Source organism: Nonomuraea sediminis (assembly GCF_018531495.1).
GTDB classification, from domain to species: Bacteria; Actinomycetota; Actinomycetes; order Streptosporangiales; family Streptosporangiaceae; genus Nonomuraea; species Nonomuraea sediminis.
Map to the genome: position 1 here is coordinate 483,817 of NZ_JAHDTI010000001.1, position 20,130 is coordinate 503,946.

Annotated in this window: 15 protein-coding genes; 3 read left to right on the top strand and 12 right to left on the bottom strand. The window is 68.0% G+C overall.

Going from position 1 to position 20,130, the window contains the following annotated elements; genetic code table 11:
- Nucleotides 1-313: 313 nt before the first annotated feature.
- Complete coding sequence (locus tag KIK09_RS02210; RefSeq protein ID WP_214316900.1) at nt 314-1,081, bottom strand: sensor histidine kinase; 768 nt, start codon at nt 1,079-1,081, stop codon at nt 314-316.
- A gap of 154 nt (nt 1,082-1,235) precedes the next feature.
- On the opposite strand from KIK09_RS02210, the gene KIK09_RS02215 reads away from it, so the two are divergent.
- The 3 genes from KIK09_RS02215 to KIK09_RS02225 all read left to right on the top strand — a co-directional run bounded on the left by KIK09_RS02215 (nt 1,236) and on the right by KIK09_RS02225 (nt 4,659).
- The gene (locus tag KIK09_RS02215) at nt 1,236-1,796 is read left to right on the top strand and encodes a TetR/AcrR family transcriptional regulator (protein ID WP_214316901.1); all 561 of its coding nucleotides are present in this window, start codon (nt 1,236-1,238) and stop codon (nt 1,794-1,796) included.
- Between the two features lie 108 nt (nt 1,797-1,904).
- On the top strand, nt 1,905-2,144 hold the full coding sequence (locus KIK09_RS02220) for a phosphotransferase family protein (RefSeq protein ID WP_214316902.1): 240 nt from the start codon (nt 1,905-1,907) through the stop codon (nt 2,142-2,144).
- Between the two features lie 199 nt (nt 2,145-2,343).
- Nucleotides 2,344-4,659: an immune inhibitor A domain-containing protein gene (locus KIK09_RS02225; protein WP_308163893.1), complete on the top strand. Its 2,316-nt coding sequence runs from the start codon at nt 2,344-2,346 to the stop codon at nt 4,657-4,659.
- Nucleotides 4,660-4,708: 49 nt separating this feature from the next.
- Here KIK09_RS02225 and KIK09_RS02230 read toward each other — a convergent pair whose 3' ends face one another.
- The 11 genes from KIK09_RS02230 to KIK09_RS02280 all read right to left on the bottom strand — a co-directional run bounded on the left by KIK09_RS02230 (nt 4,709) and on the right by KIK09_RS02280 (nt 19,994).
- A complete protein-coding gene (locus tag KIK09_RS02230) occupies nt 4,709-5,626 on the bottom strand; it encodes an ABC transporter ATP-binding protein (protein ID WP_214316903.1) in 918 nt (305 codons plus the stop codon).
- Nucleotides 5,626-6,570, bottom strand: a complete 945-nt coding sequence (locus tag KIK09_RS02235) for an ABC transporter ATP-binding protein (protein ID WP_214316904.1) — start codon at nt 6,568-6,570, stop codon at nt 5,626-5,628. The genes KIK09_RS02230 and KIK09_RS02235 overlap by 1 nt, the downstream gene beginning before the upstream one ends.
- The gene (locus KIK09_RS02240; protein WP_214316905.1) at nt 6,560-7,552 is read right to left on the bottom strand and encodes an ABC transporter permease; all 993 of its coding nucleotides are present in this window, start codon (nt 7,550-7,552) and stop codon (nt 6,560-6,562) included. Before KIK09_RS02240 ends, KIK09_RS02235 begins: the two co-directional genes overlap by 11 nt.
- The gene (locus tag KIK09_RS02245; protein WP_308163894.1) at nt 7,549-8,448 is read right to left on the bottom strand and encodes an ABC transporter permease; all 900 of its coding nucleotides are present in this window, start codon (nt 8,446-8,448) and stop codon (nt 7,549-7,551) included. The genes KIK09_RS02240 and KIK09_RS02245 overlap by 4 nt, the downstream gene beginning before the upstream one ends.
- Nucleotides 8,445-10,127, bottom strand: a complete 1,683-nt coding sequence (locus tag KIK09_RS02250; RefSeq protein WP_214316906.1) for an ABC transporter substrate-binding protein — start codon at nt 10,125-10,127, stop codon at nt 8,445-8,447. Before KIK09_RS02250 ends, KIK09_RS02245 begins: the two co-directional genes overlap by 4 nt.
- A 105-nt stretch (nt 10,128-10,232) precedes the next feature.
- Nucleotides 10,233-10,709: a hypothetical protein gene (locus KIK09_RS02255; protein ID WP_214316907.1), complete on the bottom strand. Its 477-nt coding sequence runs from the start codon at nt 10,707-10,709 to the stop codon at nt 10,233-10,235.
- A gap of 402 nt (nt 10,710-11,111) precedes the next feature.
- Nucleotides 11,112-11,294 (bottom strand): antitoxin, encoded by a 183-nt coding sequence (locus tag KIK09_RS58945; protein ID WP_214316908.1) that lies wholly within the window; start codon nt 11,292-11,294, stop codon nt 11,112-11,114.
- A gap of 155 nt (nt 11,295-11,449) precedes the next feature.
- Entirely contained in the window at nt 11,450-12,850 is a 1,401-nt protein-coding gene (gene xylB / locus KIK09_RS02265; RefSeq protein ID WP_214316909.1) for a xylulokinase, read from the bottom strand.
- A 66-nt stretch (nt 12,851-12,916) separates the two neighbouring features.
- Entirely contained in the window at nt 12,917-13,495 is a 579-nt protein-coding gene (locus KIK09_RS02270) for a hypothetical protein (protein WP_214316910.1), read from the bottom strand.
- The gene (locus tag KIK09_RS02275; protein ID WP_214316911.1) at nt 13,492-14,097 is read right to left on the bottom strand and encodes a hypothetical protein; all 606 of its coding nucleotides are present in this window, start codon (nt 14,095-14,097) and stop codon (nt 13,492-13,494) included. The genes KIK09_RS02270 and KIK09_RS02275 overlap by 4 nt, the downstream gene beginning before the upstream one ends.
- A gap of 170 nt (nt 14,098-14,267) precedes the next feature.
- On the bottom strand, nt 14,268-19,994 hold the full coding sequence (locus KIK09_RS02280) for a ThuA domain-containing protein (protein ID WP_214316912.1): 5,727 nt from the start codon (nt 19,992-19,994) through the stop codon (nt 14,268-14,270).
- Nucleotides 19,995-20,130: the final 136 nt, after the last annotated feature.

A 20,130-nucleotide genomic window follows, 5' to 3' on the forward strand; every position in this document is an offset into this window, starting at 1 on the left:
GTCGGACAGACCCTCGACGGTACGTCCACACGCTTGTATCGCGAGAAGCAGGCATACGCGTACGCTCTTGCCGTCCAGCAGGCCGCTGCAGGCCCCCGCGCACCGTGTTCGCAACCGAGGTGTGCCGGTCAGGCCCATCTCGTCGCGCAGGAGGTCAGCCGGCGACATGCGCTGGAGCACGGTCCACCAGCAGAGTGTTTCATTGACGAACACCTCGACCGGGGACACCGGCGTCCGGTATGCCCTGCAATGGTGGCCTTGAGACCCTCGTGGCGCTCATCGCGCTGACGCCACGCCTCCGACGGCAGGAGGGTCAGCTGGAGGTGGCGGGGGCGAGTGGTAGCCGAAGGACGAAGCGCGCACCAAGAGGCGAGTCCTCCACGCTGAGAGTTCCGCGGTGAGCCCAGGCGAGGCCGCGGGCGATCGCAAGCCCGAGCCCCGGACCTCCGTAGCGACGGCAGCGGGAGGGCTCCAGCCGGGCGAACACTTCGAAGATGCGTTCCCGGTCGGTCCCGTTGATCCCGTCACCGTCGTCGGCGACGACTAGCTCGGCGGTGTCCCCCTTGCGGCGTACCTCGACATGGACGGTGGTGGTGGCGTGCCGTACGGCGTTGTCCAGCAGGTTGCCGAGCAGACGGCTGATATCGCATCGAACGACGTTCACGATCACTCCGGGGTCGAGCCGGAAAGTCAGCGCACGCCGATCCGGCCGCCGGGAGAGGGCGCCCTCGACCAATTCGGCCAGGTCCATGCGCTCCCATCGCCCGGTATGCGCCTCCGGTCTGGCGAGCACGAGCAGGTCGGCGGTAATCGCCTGCAGCCGCGCGACGTCGTTCAGCGCGCCGTCGAGCAGGCTTTCCAGGTCGGTGTCGTCAGGGTGCAGCCGTGCCTCTTCCAGCCGTGCTCTCAGTCCCGCGATCGGCGTGCACAGTTCGTGTGCGGCGTCGGAGACGAACCGTCGTTGCCAGCCGAGTGCCCCATGAGGCTGGGCTCGCATGATGGCCGCGATGTCCTGCATGACATCCCGCTCGCAACCGCAGTCACGGGCCGGAGCTGCGGGCTGGACGGCGTCGTCGGCCACCGGCTCCGAAGAATGATCCTTGGTCATGGTCCCCCCAGACCGGAGAACGCACGTTCCCGAGCGATCGCGAGAACGTGCGTTCTCGCCAGCTGTGCAGTAGCTTAGAGAACGATGGTTCTCGAAGCAAGTGGGTCAGCCCCGTGAGAGGTCGGCGATGGATACGCAAACAGCCCAGGCGCGCCTGTTGGACGCCGCGGAGGAGCTGTTCTACGGCCGGGGCATCCAGGCGGTCGGCATGGACGACATCCGCTCCGCCTCCGGGGTCTCGCTCAAGCGGCTCTACCAGCTCTACCCCTCCAAGGAGTCGCTGGTGGACGCCTATCTGCGACGTCGTGACGTGCGGTGGCGGCAATCACTGGAAAGCCACGCCGACGCCCAGGCGGCACCACTGGAGCGGATACTGGCGGTGTTCGACTGGCTGTCCGGCTGGTTCGGCGAGGCCGACTTCCGCGGATGCGGCTTCATCAACGCCTATGGGGAACTGGGAGCGACCTCTCCGGCCGTCGCCGAGGTGGCCCGCGCGCACAAGGACGCGTTCCGCCGATATCTCGGCCGGCTGGTGGCGGCCGCGGGCGGTGAGGCCTGGCTGGCCGACCAGCTCACCCTCCTCGCCGAAGGGGCCATGACCACCGCCGCCATCTGCGGATCGTCCGAGCCTGCCCGGCAGGCCAGGGACGCCGCCCGTACCCTGCTGGAGGCGGCCGGCCTCAAGTAACGGCCGTCTCGCCACAGCGGCCGACCCGATGACAGGCCGAAGCTGCAGCCTTCCTTTCTTGGGAGGGCAAGGAAGCTTCTGTCCCTCCGGTGGGGGTGAAGCAAGCGCATGACGGCTGACCGGTTCAGTACGCACCACCTCGAGCTCGGCGACGACGCGGTGACCAAGCGCTACACGGCGTGGGATCGAGGGGAACCCCACCGAGAATGGGCCGCGCTGACCCTCCTCGCCGAACACATGCCCGGCCTCGCTCCCACGCCCGTCCGAGCCGAGCTCGATGCCAGTCCTCCCACGATCGTGATGACCAGGCTGCCCGGCCGTGTCATGCGCGGTGAGCCCTATATATGAACGATCAAAGTTGGCGGGTCCGTGGGCTTGGAAGGGTTCTTGCATTCGGTGGACCTGCGCGCGCCTTCGTTGACGACGTCGAGTTCATTCAGGTGGCGACAGAAACCGCATTACGGGCATCGGGTCGCGTAGAAATCTTGGTTGGAGATTGCGATATGTGACATATTACGCGCGAATCCCCCAACTCCAGGAGGAGCGCGTGCGAAAGTTCTCCGCCCTGCTCGCGGGCGTGGCGTTAGCGCTGGTCTCGCTTCAATGCGCGGCCCACGCCGACCCCGCCACCGGTTCGCCGCCGGCCAAGTCCGGTACGGCGAAGCCGGGCGACGGTCACCACCCGGACGAACCGTACGACCCCATCGCCATCGAGGAACGGGCGGACAGGACCTCCGCGATGCAGGAGGTCCTGGCTGCCCCGAGCCTTGCCAAGGTCAAGGTGGGCAAGCGGTATGTTGAACGTTCACTGGAACGCAAGGACCGTGCCTTCGCGATCCTCGCCGAATTCGGCGACAGGATCGACAACGAAACCCTGCACAACGGTCAGATCCGCTACGGCGGCACCCCCGGCCCGCAGCACAACACGATTCCGCGTCCCAACGCGAACTACGACAACCACACGCTGTGGCGCCGCGACTTCAACCAGGCCTACTACCAGCGGAGCCTCTTCGACGGTGCCGCCGGCGCGAACTCGCTGCGCAACTTCTACCGCCTGCAATCCTCCGGCCGATACGACCTGAACGGCTCGGTCTCCGACTGGGTACGCCTGCCGTACAACGAAGCCCGGTACGGCACGCCGCGCTGTGATCCAGGCCTGGACTGCGACCTACCGCTGTTCGACTTCGCCAAGGATGCGGGCAATGCCTGGTATCAGGCCGAGCTGGCCAAGGGCCGCAGCAGGCAGCAGATCATCGCGGAGCTGAAGTCCTTCGACGTCTGGGACCGCAACGACTACGACAACGACGGGGTCTTCAACGAGCCGGACGGCTATCTCGACCGCGTCCAGATCGTCCACGCGGGCGTGGACGAGACCTGGGGCGGCGGCGCGCAGGGTGCCGACGCGCTGTGGGGGGTCAACCACGACGCCTACTGGAACCTGCGCGGGACCGATGGGCCGGACTTCAACAAGCAGGGCGGCACCCAGATCGGTGACACCGGGATCTGGATCGGCAAGTTCCTGACAGTCGGCGAGAACAGCGGCGTCGGGCTGCTCGCCCACGAGTTCGGCCATGACCTGGGCCTGCCCGACCTGTACGACACGGCGGGCGGCGACAACGGCGTGAAGTTCTGGTCGCTGATGTCGGACGCCTCCTACCTGGCCGAGCGCAACGGGCAGCTCGGCGAGTACCCCGGGGACCTGGACGCCTGGAGCAAGCTGCGGCTGGGCTGGCTGTCCTACGACCGCGCACAGGCGGCCACGGCTTCCACGCACACGTTGGGCGTCAGCTCGTACAACACCAAAGATCCGCAGGCGCTGCTCGTCTCGCTGCCACCCCACATCGAGCGCACCGAGCTGACCGATCCACCGCAAGGGCAATGGCAGTGGTGGAGCGGGCGGGGCAATTACCTCAACAACACCCTCACCCGCGAGATCGACCTGGCCGCCGCCACCTCGACAACGCTGACCGCGAAGACGTGGTTCCGTATCGAGCAGGACTTCGACTACCTGTACGCCGAGGTCTCCACCGACGGCAAAGTGTGGAAGGGCGTCGGTGGCACCCTGGCCGGTCGGCCCATCCCCAGCGTCAACGGCGTGCCGGGGCTGACAGGGCACAGCGACTGGGCCGACCTGACCTATGACCTCAGCCCGTGGGCGGGTCAGAAGGTGCTGTTCCGGCTGCGCTACTTCACCGACACCAACACCGTCGAGAACGGCTTCGTCATCGACTCCATCGCTTTACCGGGGGTCTTCTCCGACGACGCCGAGCAGGGTGACAACGGCTGGTCGGCCGGCGGCTTCAGCCGTACAGGCAAGATCGGCGTCAAGGAACACCCGCGTGCTTACCTGGTGGAGAACCGCCGCTACGTGGGCTATGGGAAGTACCTCGAGACCGGTCCCTACAGCGCCGGGTTCCTCAATGATCCGAGGCGGGCCCAGATCTACGAGCGCTACCCGTACCAGGACGGCGTGCTCGTGTGGCTCTGGGACAGCTACTACTCCGACAACAACACCGGCCAGCACCCCGGCGAGGGCATGACGCTTCCGATCGACGCGCGGGCGATCCCCCTGCTGTGGCGCGACAATGCCAAGGCGAACGGCCGGCTCCAGGTGTTCGACGCCACCTTCGGCCTGGGCAGGACCGACCAGCTCCGCCTGCACAAGGACGGCGCGCTGACGGTCTTCCCCGCCCAGCCGGGCGTGCCCTACTTCGACGACCACACCGGCGTCTACTGGTACAGCACCAACCCGCTGCTGGGCGTCCGGCCGCCGGACACCAACACCCGGATCGAGGTCGTCTCGGAGGCTGAGCGCGGCCTGCGGACCACGGTGCGGGTCGGCCCGTCCACTCCGCTGGCTTAGCTCGTTCGATCGATGGCCGGGCGGCCACGCCCGGCCATCGGTCGTACTGCTACAGCGGAAAGTGGCAGGCCACCTCTCGACCACGATGGACCTGGAGCAAGGGACGCTCCACCGAGCAGATCTCCTGGGCCTGCGGGCACCGGGGATGGAAGAGGCAGCCCGGCGGCGGCGCGGCCGGGGAGGGAGGGTCGCCCTGGAGCACGATCCGTTCCCGTTTCCGCTCGACCTTCGGATCCGGCACCGGTACGGCCGACAGCAGTGCGCGGGTGTAGGGGTGGGCGGGGCTGTCGTAGAGCGCCTGCCGGTCGCCGATCTCGACGATCCGGCCCAGGTACATCACCGCGACCCGATCGCTGACGCGGCGCACCACTGACAGGTCGTGCGCGATGAAGATGTAGGTCAGGCCCAGCTCGCGCTGCAGTTCCTCCAGCAGGTTGACGATCTGCGCCTGGACGGAGACGTCCAACGCCGAGACCGGCTCGTCGGCGATGACCAGCTTGGGCCGGGTGGCCAGGGCACGGGCGATGCCGATCCGCTGGGCCTGGCCCCCGGAGAACTCGTGCGGGTACCGGTCGACGTGCTCGGGAATCAGGCCGACCATGTCGAGCAGCTCGCCCACTTTGGCCCTGACGCCGGAGATCCCCTGGACGACCAGCGGATTGGCGATGATCTGGCCGACGGTCTGGCGGGGGTTCAGCGAAGAGTACGGATCCTGGAAGATCATCTGCAGGTCGCGTCGCAGCGGCCGCAGCTCCCGCTGCCGGGCGTGGGTGATGTCCCGGCCCTGGAAGTGGATCGACCCGCCGGTGGGCTCGAGCAGCCGCACGATCGCGCGCGCGGTGGTGGACTTGCCGCAGCCGGACTCGCCGACGAGGCCGAGTGTCTCGCCTTGCCGTACCGAGAAGGAGACGCCGCTCACCGCTCGCACACTCTTGAAACGCATCTGCAGGTCGCTGACCTCGAGCATCAGGAACTCCCCAGGTGACAGGCGACGAGGTGGGCAGGCGAGGACTCCGCCAAGACAGGCAGGCCGGTCTCGCAGACCGCCATCCGGTGTGGACACCGGGGGTGGAAGGGGCAACCAGGTGGCGGGTCGAGCAAGGAGGGCGGGGACCCGGGAATGGTCCGCATCGGTGTGTCCTGCGAGTCGTCCAGTCTCGGCAGGGAGTCGAGCAGGCCGTGGGTGTAGGGGTGGCACGGCGCGTCGAACAGGGAGTCGGCTGTGGCCTGCTCCACGACTCGCCCGCCGTACATGACCAGGACCTGGTCCGCGACCCTGGCGATCACGCCGAGGTCGTGGGTGACCATGATGACGGCCAGGCCCCTTTCCAGCTGGATCCTCTTGATCAGCTCCAGGATCTGGGCCTGCACGGTCACGTCCAGGGCGGTGGTCGGTTCGTCGGCCACCAGCAGGTCGGGTTCGCAGGCGAGCGCCATCGCGATCATCACACGCTGGCGCATGCCGCCGGAGAACTGGTGCGGGTGATCTCCGGCACGCTCGCGCGGCGCGGGGATTCCGACCTCGCCCAGCGTCTCCACCGCACGACGCTTGGCGACCCGTCGCGAGGCGCCGAAGTGCAGCCGATAGGCCTCGGCGATCTGTTCGCCCACGGTGTAGTACGGGTGCAGCGACGACAGGGGATCCTGGAAGATCATCGCCATCCGATGGCCGCGGAGCCGGCGCAGCGTCTCCTCCGGCGCACCGACCAGCTCCTGCCCGTCGAACCGCACCGATCCCGTCACGGAGGCGCCCAGATGCAGACCCAGCAGCGCCAGGCTGGTCACGGATTTGCCCGAACCGGACTCACCGACGATGCCGAGCGTGTGGCCCCGGTCGAGGCCGAAGCTCACATCCTGGACCGCGCGCAGGTCGCCGAAGGAGACGCCCAGCCCATCGACGTCAAGAAGCATGGCGCACCCTCGGATCCACGACGCCGTAGAGCAGGTCCACGACGAGGTTGGTGAAGACGATGAAGAACGCGGCCAGCAGCGTGGTGCCCATGATCACCGGATAGTCCTGCCCGGTGATGCTGTCCGCGGTGATCTTCCCGATACCCGGCAGCCCGAAGATGGACTCGGTGATGATCGCGCCGCCCATGAGCCCGCCCAGGTCCATGCCGAAGAGGGTGACGATCGGAGTCAGCGCGGCGCGCAGCCCGTGTTTGACCACGACCGTCCGGCGGCGCAGCCCCTTGGCGCGGGCGGTGCGGATGTACGGCTCCGCCATCGTCTCGATCATCGAGGAGCGGCTCTGCCTGGCGTACATCGCGGCCGACAACATCGCCAGCGCGGCCCAGGCCAGCAGCAGGTTCCGCGCCCACGACAGGGGATCTTCAGTGAAGGGGACATAGCTGGGGTACGGCAGGAGCCCCAGCCATCGAACGGATACGAACAGCAGCATCGGGCCGACGAAGTAGATCGGGAGGGCCGCGGTGACCACGGTCGAGCCGACCAGCAGTCGATCGGTGACCGTGTCCTTGCGCAGCGCCGATGTCACGCCCACGGCGAGCCCGCCGACGAGCCAGAGCACGCTCGCGCCGATCGCCAGGGAGAACGTGATCGGCAGGCCCTCCATCAAGACGTCCCAGACCAACTGCCCGGTCTGCCAGGAATAGCCCAGGCAGGGAAAATGGCAGGCGATGGCGTACTGGCCGGTGCCCAGGGAGCGGCCGGCGAAGATGCCGGTCACGTAGTCGGTGAACTGGGTCATCAGCGGCCTGTTCAGCCCCATCTGGCTGCTGATCTCGGCCAGCCGTTCCGCTGTGCAGCTCTTGCCGCAGGCGATGAGCGCGGGGTTGCTGGGCAGGAGAGTGAAGATGACGAAGGTGGTCAGGCAGATCGCCAGCAGCACGGCCGCCGCGGCTGCCAGTCGGCGCAGCAGGTAGAGGATCATGACCGTGCCCCTTTGGGGTCAATGGCGTCACGCAGCCCGTCACCGAGCAGGCTGAACCCCAGGATGACGAGGAAGAGGCAGAGGCTGGGGATCGCGAAGTAGGTGGGGGCCACGTCGTAGTAGGTCACCGCGTCGGCGAGGATCTGACCCCACGAGGGGGTGGGCGGGCGGATGCCGATGCCGAGGTAGGACAGCGCCGCCTCGGCGCTGATCATGCCGGGCACCAGCAGCGTCGCGTAGGCGATGATCGGCCCGGCCACGTTGGGCAGGATCTCGCGGCGCAGGATCCGGCCGACGCCGGAACCGCTGATCCTGGCGGCCTCCACGAACTCGCGCTCCCTGACCGACAGCGTCTGCCCCCGCACGATCCGGGCGATACCGGGCCAGCTGAACAGCCCGATCACCGAGATCAGCATGGCCAGCCGATTGATGTGCGGCGTTACCGACATGATCGCGATCATGAAGATGAGGCCGGGGAACGACATGAGCAGATCCATCAGGCGGCTGATCACCGTGTCCACCCAGCCGCCGAAGAACCCGGCGGTGACGCCGAACAACGCGCCGAGCGTGAGGACCACGGCGGCCCCGGCGAATGCGACCAGCATCGAGACCTGGGTGCCCATCACGACCCGGGAGAACAGATCCCGGCCGCTCACCGGCTCGACGCCGAACCAGTGCTCGGCGCTGAAGGCCTGGCGGGGCAATCCCGCCAGGTTGGGGTCGATCGCGGTGGGGTCAGGTTGGGTGGGGTCCCAGCCGCCGAGCCGTACCAGCAGCGGTGCCGTCAGGGCCAGCAGCACGAAGAAGCAGACGATGCCGAGCCCGGTCATGGCGGATCTGCTGCGGCGCAGCCGGTCGAAGGCCAGCCGCCAGGGCCCCTTGGATGCTGTGATCACTTCGAGAGGTTCGGGTCCTTGAGCCCGATCTCAGCGAAGTCGGGGTTGCCCTCCCAGATCGGGTTGCCCTTGACGCCCGCCACGTTCGAGCCGTACAGGTTGTTCTGTTTCACCAGCGTGATGGGGATGTAGGCGCCGGTGGCCATGACCTGTTCCTCCAATCCCAGCCAGGCCTTGTTGGCGGCGTTCGCGTCGGTCATCGAGTCGATCTCGTCGATCTTCTTGTCGATCGCCGGATCCTTGAGCAGGGCGGCGTTACCGCCGTGGTAGCCCTCGCTGATGAGACGGCTGTCGGTGATCATCGGCAGGAAGGTGGAGCCGGAGGGGTAGTCCGGGCACCAGCCACCGAACTGCAGCTCGGGCATCTTCGCGGGAGTGCCGTTGATGCCGCCCACCGCCGAGACGTCCACGAGGTCGATCTGCAGGTCGAATCCGGCGCGCTTGAGCCCTGCCTGCAGCGCCTCGGCCTTCGCCTTGCCTCCGGTACTCGTGGCCATGCGGATCTTCACCGGGGGCTGCACCCCCGCCTCGGCCAGCAGCGCCTTGGCCTTCTCCACGTCGCCAGTCGGCGGTATGCGCAGGATGTCGCGCTGCACGCCCCCGGTGAGCCCCGGCGGCAGGATGGCGCCGACGACCGTGGCCACCTGCGGGCCACCGTCCGCGGTCTGCAGCGCGGTCTTGTCCACTGCGTACTGCGCGGCCATGCGGACCTTCTGGTTGTCGAAGGGCGGCTTCGAGGTGTTGAGGTAGATCAGGCCGGTGCAGCCGTCGACCATGCTGCTCATCCGCTGCTGCGCCCGCGGGTTGGTCAAGATCTTGGGCAGCACGGACAGGGCCACGTCGGTATAGCCGATCGCCGAGCGGTCCGGCCCCTGGTCGGCGATGAGCCGGGTGTCACGGGCCGCGCCGCCCACGGACATGTTGACCACGATCCGGTCGGGGAGGGCTTTGCGCACGGGGTCCGTGGCGGGGTCCCAGTGCTCGTTGCGCACGAGGACAAGCTCCACCTTCCGCTGGTACTTCTCGATCTTGTATGGACCGGAGGAGAACGGGCGGTCGTCGTACTTGACTCCGGCCTCCTTGGGCTGCGGCACAGGGGCGAACGTGGGCAGGGTGACGGTCTCGGAGAATTCGGCGACCGGACGCTTGAGGTGGAAGATGATCGTCTTGTCGTCGGGCGTCTCGATCGAGTCGAGGTGCTTGCCGGCGAGCGGGCCCTCGTACTTGTCGCTGACCAGGTACTTGCGCGCGTAGTCGGGGCCCCCGGTGAGTTCCGGGGCGAAGGAGCGCTCGACGTTGTACTTGATGTCCTGCGCCTTGACCGGAGTGCCGTCCTCGTACTTCACGCCGTCCTTGAGGGTGAAGGTCCAGATCTTGCCGCCCTCGGACGGCCTGCCCAGGTCGGTGGCGAGGTCGGGGACGACCTCGGAGGTGCCCGCCTTGAAGGTCGTGAGCGTGCGGTAGAGCAGGCGTATCCCGAAGCCCATGTCCCGCATGGTCCAGTTGCGCGCAGGGTCGAGATGGGTGAAGTCGGTGTTGTTGAAGACGGTGAGAGTGCCGCCCTTGACGGGCCCGTCTCCCGTACCGGCCGGGCGGGGCTTTTCGTTGCCGCCGCCGCACGCGGACAGGCTCAGCACCAGGACTGTGGCCAGCGCGAGCAGGCCCTTGTTCCTTGTCACACGTCGCTCCCGAGGTTTGAACCGATGTTGAGCGAACCAAACGAGATCGACAGTAAATGTGTGACATTGCACAGACAAGCAGCGTGACCAAACCGTGTTGAACGTTCATATCGCCAGTACGGTCGCCAGGCGGTCGTAGTCGTCGGTCCGGTTGTAGATGTGCGCCGACAGGCGGAGCAGCCCACCCGGGTCAATCTTGATCTGGCACCCGAGGCGATCGAGGACCTCCTCACAGAGCGCGTCGGCCTGGGCCTTGGTCCCGCCAAGGCCGGCCGCCAGCCGTACCACCCGCATCGGCACATCAGGGTGGCCGGTACGAGCCTGAGAGCACGAGCTTGCGGTCTGCGGAGACCGCGAGCGGGAGGAGTCCGCGGCCTGGGCGGATCCGGGCGAGGCGTCCGCGCACAGGCCCGCCGCGTGCAGGGCCTCGGCCACGACTCGCTGCCCGCAGGCCGCCAGTGCGGCGTTGTGTCCCCGCACTCGTTCGAGCCCGAGCCGCTCCAGCACGTCGAGCCCGTACGGCGCGGCCAGCAAGGCGCGCTGACCTCGGGCGGGCCTCGCCCGGATGACATCGAGAGCCACCTGAACAGGATCATCGGCAGTGCGGAAGCTCAAGCGGCGTGCCCACTCGCGGTCGGCTCGCTCGCGGTGGTGGTGACCCCTGCTCATGTCGTTCGCGGCAGGGACGACCGGCTACCTGAACACGGCGGGCAACTCATTCATCACCGCGTGTATCGGAGATATAACTAAGAGCGAGCGCGCTGCGCCAGGCTCTCGAGATACCGTCGACGCAACCCCTACTCCGCGGAGCCCGTCTCCCCCCGAGCGGGCAAGCCCCGCCCCTCCTGGTCGAGGGGCGGGGCTTCTTCGCTGTATGCGGTTGGCGCCGCTACTCTATTTAACGTTTGAAAGACCCAACAATTTCCGTGCCAATGCTTTGGTTGGCGACTCCTGGATGGAGACGAGTAGGCGGACGGACAGCGCTCAGCCCTTCTCCTCCGTGGACTTGTCGATGAACTCATTGGCCTTTTCCTGGGCCTTGTCGACCTTGTCGGCGTACTTACCTCCGGTTTGTTTGTCGATCATGTCACCGGCCTTGTCGACGGCCTGTTTGACCTGGTCCGGGTGCTTGCCGAGCATATCTTTGATCTTGTCGACGATGGACACGAAATCCCCCGATCGCGGAACTGCGGCACCTCCGGCAAGCGGGGGTACCCACTTAATCCATCTATACCCACACCCTCGCAGTGCTTGCTACCTTGCCGCCGAGGCCGTACCTGCGAACGCGGGGCGCGCGTGCGACAGCCCCCGCATGATCCCGCTCAGCGCGCGTATCGGGTGTACTGCTCGCGGATGACGGGCCGGTAGTCGGGTACCGGTTCGGCCGCGATGGAGAGCGGCCAGCGTGGCCGCGTCCCCGTCAGCGCCCATGCCGCCTGCGTGGCGGCGCCGTCCGCGACGTACTCGCCGGGCAGCGGGACGATCACCGGGGGCTCGAACGTCTGGGCGGCGATCTCCTGCACGGCGGCGTTCTGGGCCGCGCCGCCGATCAGCAGCACGCGGCCGGCCTCGACGCCCTGAAGGCGGAGGGCCTCCAGACCGTCGGCGAGACCGCACAGCATGCCCTCGATCGCCGCGCGTGCCAGCGCCGGCCGGGTCGTCGATCTCAGCGTCAGCCCGAACATGGTGGCCGTGGCATCGGGCAGGTTGGGGGTGCGCTCTCCTTCGAAGTACGGCTGGAGCACGAGCCCGTGCGAGCCCGCAGGAGCTTCGAGCGCGAGCTTGCCGAGCCGGTCGTGATCGACGTCGAGGAGGCCCGCCACGGCATCGAGGACACGGGCCGCGTTCAACGTCGCGACCAGCGGCAGGAACAGGCCGCTCGCGTCCGCGAAGCCAGCGACGACGCCGGTGTCGTCGCAGGTGGGACGGTCGGTCACGGCGAACACGGTGCCACTCGTCCCGATCGACACGACGACGTCGCCGCGGGTGGCGCCGAGGCCGAGCGCCGCTCCGGCGTTGTCGCCCGCGCCGGCGCCGACGACGATCGCGGTTCCGGCGACCGTACCGGCGCGTTCTGACGGCCCGAGGATCCGCGGCACGATCGCCGCGTGCCCGAGCGCCCGCGAGAAGAGTTCCTGGTCGTACTGGCCGGTGGCCGGGTTCCAGTACGCCGTGCCGCTGGCATCTGAGCGGTCGGTGACGAGCTCGCCGAGGTCCGGCCCGAGCTCGCTCGACCCGGCGGGACCGTATCCGCGCAACCGCCAGGTCAGCCAGTCGTGCGGCAGCGCGACGGCGGCGACCTGGGCGGCGTTGCCCGGTTCGTGATCGCGCAACCAGCGCAGCTTGGCGGCGGTGAAGGAGGCCACGGGCACGGTTCCCGTCCTGCGGGCATAGGACTTCGCGCCTACTTCGGTGACGAGGTCACGCGCGGCGGCTGCCGACCTGGTGTCGTTCCAGAGCAGTGCCGGCCGGATGACGTGGCCGCCGGCGTCCAAGGCGATGAGGCCGTGCTGCTGGCCCGCGATGGCGATCGCCGCGACGTCGTCGAGGCCGCCGGCTCGGGCGATGGCCTCCCGCAGCGCTTCCCACCAGTGCGCGGGGTCCACCTCGGTGCCCTGCGGGTGGCCTGACCTGCCGGAGCGGACGAGCTGTCCTGTCGCGGTGTCTCTGATCACGATTTTGCAGTTCTGAGTGGACGAATCGACGCCTGCGACGAGTGTCATTGCCGCGGGTTCCCCAATCGGTGACGGCGCCCCACTCGGGTGAGGCGAACTGGAGCGAGCCGGAGCCTAGAGCCGGAGGTCCGGCTGCTTGCGACGGAGCAGTTGCCTCCCGGCCACCACACCGGCCACCGCCGCCGCGGCGATGCCCAACGCGATGACGAAAACCGTGGTGAGCGACAAGCCGCCCGAGTCCGTCGCGGCGACGGCCCGCACCGGTGCCCCGGCGAGCTGTTGCGGCGCCTCGGCGGCCTGCGACTGCTCAGGTGCGGCGATGTCTCGTGCGATCACGTCCACCGTCTCCTTCGCCTCGGACGGTTCTGCCGCAGTGACCGTGACATGCCACTCGCCGGTCGGCAGCGGCTGGGCGGAGCGGTAGAGATTCTGGCCCTCGGGCGCCGAGACGAGCTTGACCGGTCCGAAGGAACGGCCGTCGCTGGAGGTCGCGGACACCGTCCCGATGACGGTGTCCCTGACAGGATGACGATCCTTCTTCCAGGTGACCACCACGTTGACGCCGTGGCCGCCGTCTCCGGACACCTCCAGGACGATCGGCCCACCGTGCGCGGAAGCCGCAGGCGCGCCAAGCAGCAGACCGAGTACGGCGAGCAGGACAGCCGCTGCGGTGTTCCTCAGAGTCAGTTTCACGAATTGCTCCCCTGGTGTTCGGGATCGGCGGTGAGTGCCCCGCTGCCGGGCGAGACCGGCAGGAACACGTGCTGGTGTCCGTAACCTGCGTCGACGTTCACCGCGTCGAGAGCGGTGGCGCCGACGGACCAGGTGAAGATCGCGTCAGCGCGTTGCCGGATGGCAAGGGCCAATACGGTCTCGCGGGTCGGCCCCGCGAGTGCCTGCGAGCTTGCGTACGTGTCGACGGTGGTGGCGAGCTGCCGTACGGCGGAGGCGAGGCTCGAGCGTGCCACGTTGGTGGCGGTCTCGCCGGAAGGCGGGTCGGCGAAGTCCTTGACGGCCGCGGCGGCCGCCTGCCGCCACTTCGCGACATCGGCCGGGGGGGCCGCGGCAGGCCCGGTGGGCATGGCCCGGTCCAGTCCGTCGAGCACCGGAGTGAGCCGGTCGCGGGTGGTGCGGGCCAGCTCGGTGAGCGCCTTGATCTGTTCCTTGTCCCGCAGGGCGGCCTCCGACCGGAGCCGCTCGACCGTCCGCTCGGTGGAGTCCGGGCGGGTCACCGCGAACACCGAGCCGCCCGCGACGAGGGCGCCGAGCGTGAACGCGGTCGCGAGCGCGAACACCCGTCGCCGGGTCTGCGGCACCACCCGGTTTCGCGCCGGGGATGTCTTGTGTCGGCTGATGGCCGCCACCTCCCGATGGACGTGCGTACTGATCAGAGTGGGGTGGGGCGGGTGCCCCGCGACGTACGTCGCGGGGCACCCGCGAGGGATTCAGCGAGGTGCCAGGTCGCTCATCGTGCGGCCTTCGAGCTGCCGCCGTACTGGGCGATCAGCGCGTCGACGTCACGGATGAGCGCGGCTCGGACCTGGTCGTCCGTGACGAGCGAGGTGTCGCCCGCGACTTCCCTGAACTTCTCCAGTTCCTTGGCGATCTTGGCGTTGTTCTTCTCCTTGACCTCCGCGTCGCGGACGCTCGCGAGCCTGCTGCGGAGCGTGTGCGCGGTCTTGTCGGTGAGCTTCCCTGCTGCCTCGAAGCGGTCGATCAGGTTGCCGACGTCACCCGTCGACGTGACGACGGAGAACGTCACCACCTGCTCGGTCTGGTTGTCGGCCTTGTTGGTGGCGGTGACGGTGAGCGTGTGCTCGCCCAGCGGGAGCGCGTACAGCGCCAGTGCCGTGCCCGGCTCGAACGGCTTGCCGTCCAGCGTGCCGTTCACCGACTTGACGCCGGAGCCCGAGTCGAGGGCTTGCCAGCTGATGCCGAGGTCCTGGCCGTCGCCGTACTTCTCGCCGGCCGCCACGCCGGAGATCAGGACGGTCGGGGCCTTGGTGTCGATCTTGGCGGTTACGGCCTTGACGTCCTCGACGTTGCCCGCCTTGTCGGTCGAGCGGTAGCGCAGCTCGTGCTGCCCCTCGCCCGAGACGGTGACCACGTCCGTGTACGGCGTCCAGGGGCCGCCGTCCAGGGAATACTCGATACCCGCCGCGCCGGACGTCTCGTCCTTCGCGGTGAGGCTCACCGGCACCGCCTGGTTGTGCCATCCCTCGTCGTTCCCCGCGGCGTACTCCGCGGTGGTCGCCGGCGCCGTCGCGTCCACCTTGACCGCGAGGGTCTTGGCGTTCTCGACGTTGCCCGCCTTGTCCGCCGAACGGTAGGCCAGCGTGTGCGAACCGTCGCCGGAGACGACGATCGGGGTGGTGTAGCCGGTCCAGGCGCCGCCGTCGAGCTGGTACTCGGTACGGTCGACCCCGCTGCCGTTCGCCTCGTCGGCGGCCGTCAGCGTGACCGTGGCCGGACCGGTGAACCAGCCGCTCCCCGGCTGCGCCGGGTCCGTCGCGGCGCTCGTCGACGGCGCGGTCTTGTCGCCGGTTCCGGTGCCGCCCTGGGAGAGGTGGAAGTAGGCGAACTTGGCCGTCTTCGACTCCGTCTGGTTGACGCCGAAGGCGAACACGCCGGCCTTCGCACCACTGGCTACCTTGCTGTTCTTCACCGGTGCGGCCATCTCGGTCCACGTGGCGCCGTTGGAGGAGTAGAACCCGTGGAAGGTGTCCGCCTCCTTCTTCAGCCGCAGCCACCACATGCCGCCGGAGAGCGAGGTGACCTGCGGTGTCGGCTGCTGCACGGCCCCGCCGACCTCGCTGCGCAGTTCGAGCCTGCGCTGCACCGCCGAGCCCGGTGCGTTGTCGGTGACGAAGTCGAACTTCACGTAGTCGTCGTCACCGGCGTACACCATGAGCCCGCCCTGCTGATAGGCCTGGTTGAACGCCGACGCGTCGATCTTGGTCTCCAGCGTCCAGTCACCCTCCGGTGCCTTCTGCAGGATGAAGTTCTCCGGCGCGGTGTTGCTCGTCCCGTAGATGTCGCCCTTCGAGGTGTCGATCTCCAGGTTGCCGCCGGTCACCCGTACGGCCGAGGGGCCGGGCCGCACGATGGCGTTCCAGCGGCAGCCGTCGAGCGCCGTGCCGTCGAACTCGTCGTCCGCCCCCGGCGTGGTCGCCTTGTCGTCGGGGGTGATCTGGAACCAGTCGAAGGACGCGTCGATCACCGGGTGGCTGCCGGTGCTGGACAGGGAGAGCAGTCCGATCTTCGGGTTCTGGATCCCGGCGAGCGGCTTCGACTGCGGCATCGCGGTGAACGTGATGCCGTCGGCCGAGTAGGCAGCGGTCAGGTTGGTGCCGTCGCTGACGAACCGGACGTACACGGTGTCGGGATAGGCGTCCCCGAGCGCGGCGGTGTTGCTCTGCGCCACCTCGTTCGGCTGGCCGTTCTCCTCGCGGATGAACTGGAAGATGCGGTTGGCGTGGTCGTTGGTGCCGCGCGCCTCCAGCACCATCTTGGCGTAGTTGTCGTCGTCGCCGTAGAGGACCAGGCCCGCCTGCTGGTACTGGTCACGCGCGTTGAGGGTGACCTTGGCCGTGGCCGTCCAGGCTCCCGACGGCGCCGGCTGCACGACGATGTTCGAGGTGTTGCCGCCTGCTCCGTAGATGTCGGTGTTCGACGTCGGGATCACGAGCTTGCCGTCCGCGACCTTGAGGGTCTGGCTCTCCCTGATGACCGACCAGCGGCCGCGGTCGAGCTCCGTCCCGAGGAAGTCGTCGGAACGGCCGGACAGGCACACCGTGTTCGGCGCGTCCACCTTGACGGGGATCTGCCCCTTGGCCGTCGCGCCCTTGGCGTCGGTCACGGTCACCGTGGCGGTGTAGGTTCCCGGCGCGGCGTAGGTGTAGCTCGCGTTCGCGGTCGTCGGCTCCGGGGCTCCGTTCACCCCGAAGTTCCACTTGTAGGTGAGCGGCGTGTCGCCGTCGGGGTCGGTGGCCGAGGCCGTGAAGTCGACCTTCAACGGAGCGACGCCCGATGTCGGGTTCGCCGAAACGGTCACCTTCGGGCGCTGGTTCGCCGTGACTCCGGTGCCGATGAAATCGACCCAGTTGACGTTGACCAGGTAGGAGTTGTCGGCCGCGTTCGCCGGCTTGCGCACGACGAAGTACAACGGTCCGCTGTCGGTCGGCGGGTTCGTCAGGTTCAGCGTGACGTCCTGGTAGGTCTGCCAGCCGCCGGTGCCCGGCACGTTGACCGAGCCGAGCAGGGTCCCGTTCTCGGGGTTGCCCAGCCGGACCTGCACGGTGCCGCCGGAGGCGCCGGATGCGGCCCGCAGCCGGATGCCGGTGATGCCCGTCAGGTTGACCGGGGCGAACGACCACCAGTCGCCGTCCTGAGTCCACCCGATGTTCAGGTTGCCGCCCGCCGAGTCCTCGGTGGGCTCTGTCTGCACGCCCGCGGCATCCGTACCCTTACCGTCCGCCACCCGGCCGGTCTCGGCGAAGTGCTCGGCCTGCTTGCGCTTGGTCTCCAAGATGACCTGACCACGCCCGGTCAGCGCCTGGGCACCGCCGGAGCCGCCGTTGTCGGTGTAGCTGGCTTCGATGACGTAGAACAGGTTGTCGTCGGTGCCGTGACCGCTGTCCGTGAGCGTCTGCAAGACGCCTTCACAGCCCTTGTGCTGGTCGAGGGGGTGGCCGTGGCTGTCATGGCCGAGGATCGCCTGGATCTGGACCTTGTCGCAGTCGATCGTGCCGTCCTCGGGGTCGGTGACCGTGACCTTGTACTTGACCTGGTCGCCGAACTCGAAGAAGCCGCCGTTCGGCGGCAGGTCGAAGGTGATCTTCGGCCGGGTGTTGCCCGCCACGACCGCCACGCTCGCCGTCGCGGTCTTCTTGTCGGCGTTGGTCACCTTCAGGACCGCGCTGTACTGACCCGCCTTGGTGTAGGTGTACGTGGGGTTGGGGTCGGTCGAGTCGACGGTGCCGTCGTTGTTGAAGTCCCACGCGTAGGTGAGCGCCTTGCCGTCCGGGTCCCGCGTTCCCTCGCTGGAGAACTTCACCTCCAGGGGCACCGGTCCGTCGGTCTTGTCCGCCGAGGCATGGGCGATGGGCGGCCGGCTGCCCTTGACGTACTCGATGCGGTAGATGCCTGAGTCGGCGTTGTCGCCGCCGAACCCGGATCCCCACTCGATCAGGTACAGCGCGCCGTCCGGGCCGAACCTGAAGTGCATGGGCTTCTTGAAGCCCATGGTCTTGAAGACCTGATTGATCTTGACGAGCTTGGTGGTGTCCTCGTTGAGCTGGAAGGAGTACATCTTGCTGCTGTTCCACTCGGCGAAGATCGCCTTGCCGTCCCAGTACGCCGGCCATTTGACGTCGGACTGCAGGTCAGGGTCGTAGCGGTAGACCGGGCCTGCCATCGGCGCGCCGCCGCTGAGCTCGGGGAAGTTCTGCGCGTCGGTCGCGTAGTGATACCAGACCGTCGCCGGGATCGCCGCCGGCAGGTTGGTCAGGCCCGTGTTGTTGGGCGAGTTGTTGACCGGCGCGGCGCAGTTGAACGCCGACCCGGACGTCTTGGTGGCGAAGTCGTAGTCGATGTACGCGCTGTTGTTGCCGATGCAGTACGGCCAGCCGTAGTTGCCCGGCTTGGTGATCAGGTTCCACTCGACCGTGTTCTGCGGGCCCCGCGTCGCGCTCGCGGACCCGGCGTCGGGGCCGTAATCGGCCACCAGGGGGTATCCGGTCTTCGGGTCGAGGCCGATGCGGAAGGGGTTGCGGAATCCCATGCCGTAGATCTCCGGCCTGGTCTTCGCCGTACCCGGCGCGAACAGGTTGCCCTGCGGCACCGTGTAGGTGCCGTTCGCCTCGGGGTGGATCCGCAGCAGCTTGCCACTCAGGTCATTGGTGTCGCCCGCGGTGCGCTGCGCGTCCCAGAACGCGCGGCCGGACTGCTCGTCGATCGGCGCGTAGCCGTCGGAGGCGAACGGGTTGGTGTTGTCGCCCAAGGCCATCCACAGGTCACCGGTCTTGTGATCTATCAGCATGCCGCCACCGTGGTGGCAGCACTCGGCCCGCTGCACCGGCACGTCGAGGATCTTCTTCTCGCTCGACATGTCGAGGGTGTCCCCCGTGACGGTGAACCGGCTCAGCCGGTCGACGTTCTCGCTCGCAGGCGAGTAGAGGAGGTACACCCAGTTCGTGGTGGCGAAGTCGCGGTCCAGCGCCAGCCCGAGCAGCCCGCTCTCGTTGGCGGTGAACACGCTCAGCTTGCCGGCCGACACCGTGCCGCCGGCGGGCTTGATGATCTTTATTTCGCCCATCCGGTCGATGTAGAAGACCCGGCCGTCCTGAGCGACGTCCAGCATCATCGGGTTCGAGGTGTTGTCGTCGAGGGTGACCTTCTCGAAGCTGCCGGTCTGCGAAGCCGAGCAGTCGGCCTTCACCGCGCCCGCGGCGGACTTGATGCCGCCGAGGAGCAGGCTCAGGAACTGCGGCTCGGTGAAGCTCTCCTTGGTGTGGCCGAGGCCCGTGTACCACGAACGGCCGCCGTCGTAGTCCTGGCACCACGTGTTCGGGTGGTCGATCCCCATGGTGCCGCCGGAGTAGGACTTCTCGTTCAGCGACGTCAGCACGTGCACGGTGTCGCGGGGGTCGGCCTGGTAGTCGTACCACTCGTCGGTACGGCTCCACGACGTGGGCAGGTTCGCGGTGGACGGGTGTGCCGGGTCCTCGACCGTGACGGTGGCCTGCTGGATCGCCGGGTGCGACTTGAAGTACGCGCCGACGAGCTTGCCGTACCACGACCAGCTGTACCCGCTGTCGGCGGCCGCGTGGATGCCCACGAAACCGCCGCCTTTCTGGATGTATCGCTGGAAAGCGTCCTTCTGCTCCTGGGCGCCCAGCGGGTCTCCGGTGGTGGACAAGAAGATGACGGCCTGGTATTGCGCCAGGTTCTCGTCGGTGAACTTCGCGGCGTCCTCGGTGGTGTCGACCGCGAAGCCGTTGTCCTGGCCGAGCTTCTGGATGGCGGCGATGCCGTCGGGGATCGAGTCGTGCCGGAATCCGGTGGTCTTGGAGAAGACGAGCACCTTGAAGGAATCGGCAGCAGCGGTGGTGCGCGTCGTCACCGCCTGTGCCGGCGACGATAACAGCGACAGCAACGGCAGGACGAGGCCGAGAGCCATCGTCGCGGCCACGCGTCGTAAGGCGCGAAATCGGTGAACTGCAGGTAATGACATCGAAGTCCTTCCTAACTTGAGGGAGTTAGGCAAGGCGCGCGCCGCCGCGCTGATGCCGGGTGCTGCGGATCGGTGATGCTCCAGGTCCAGGTCG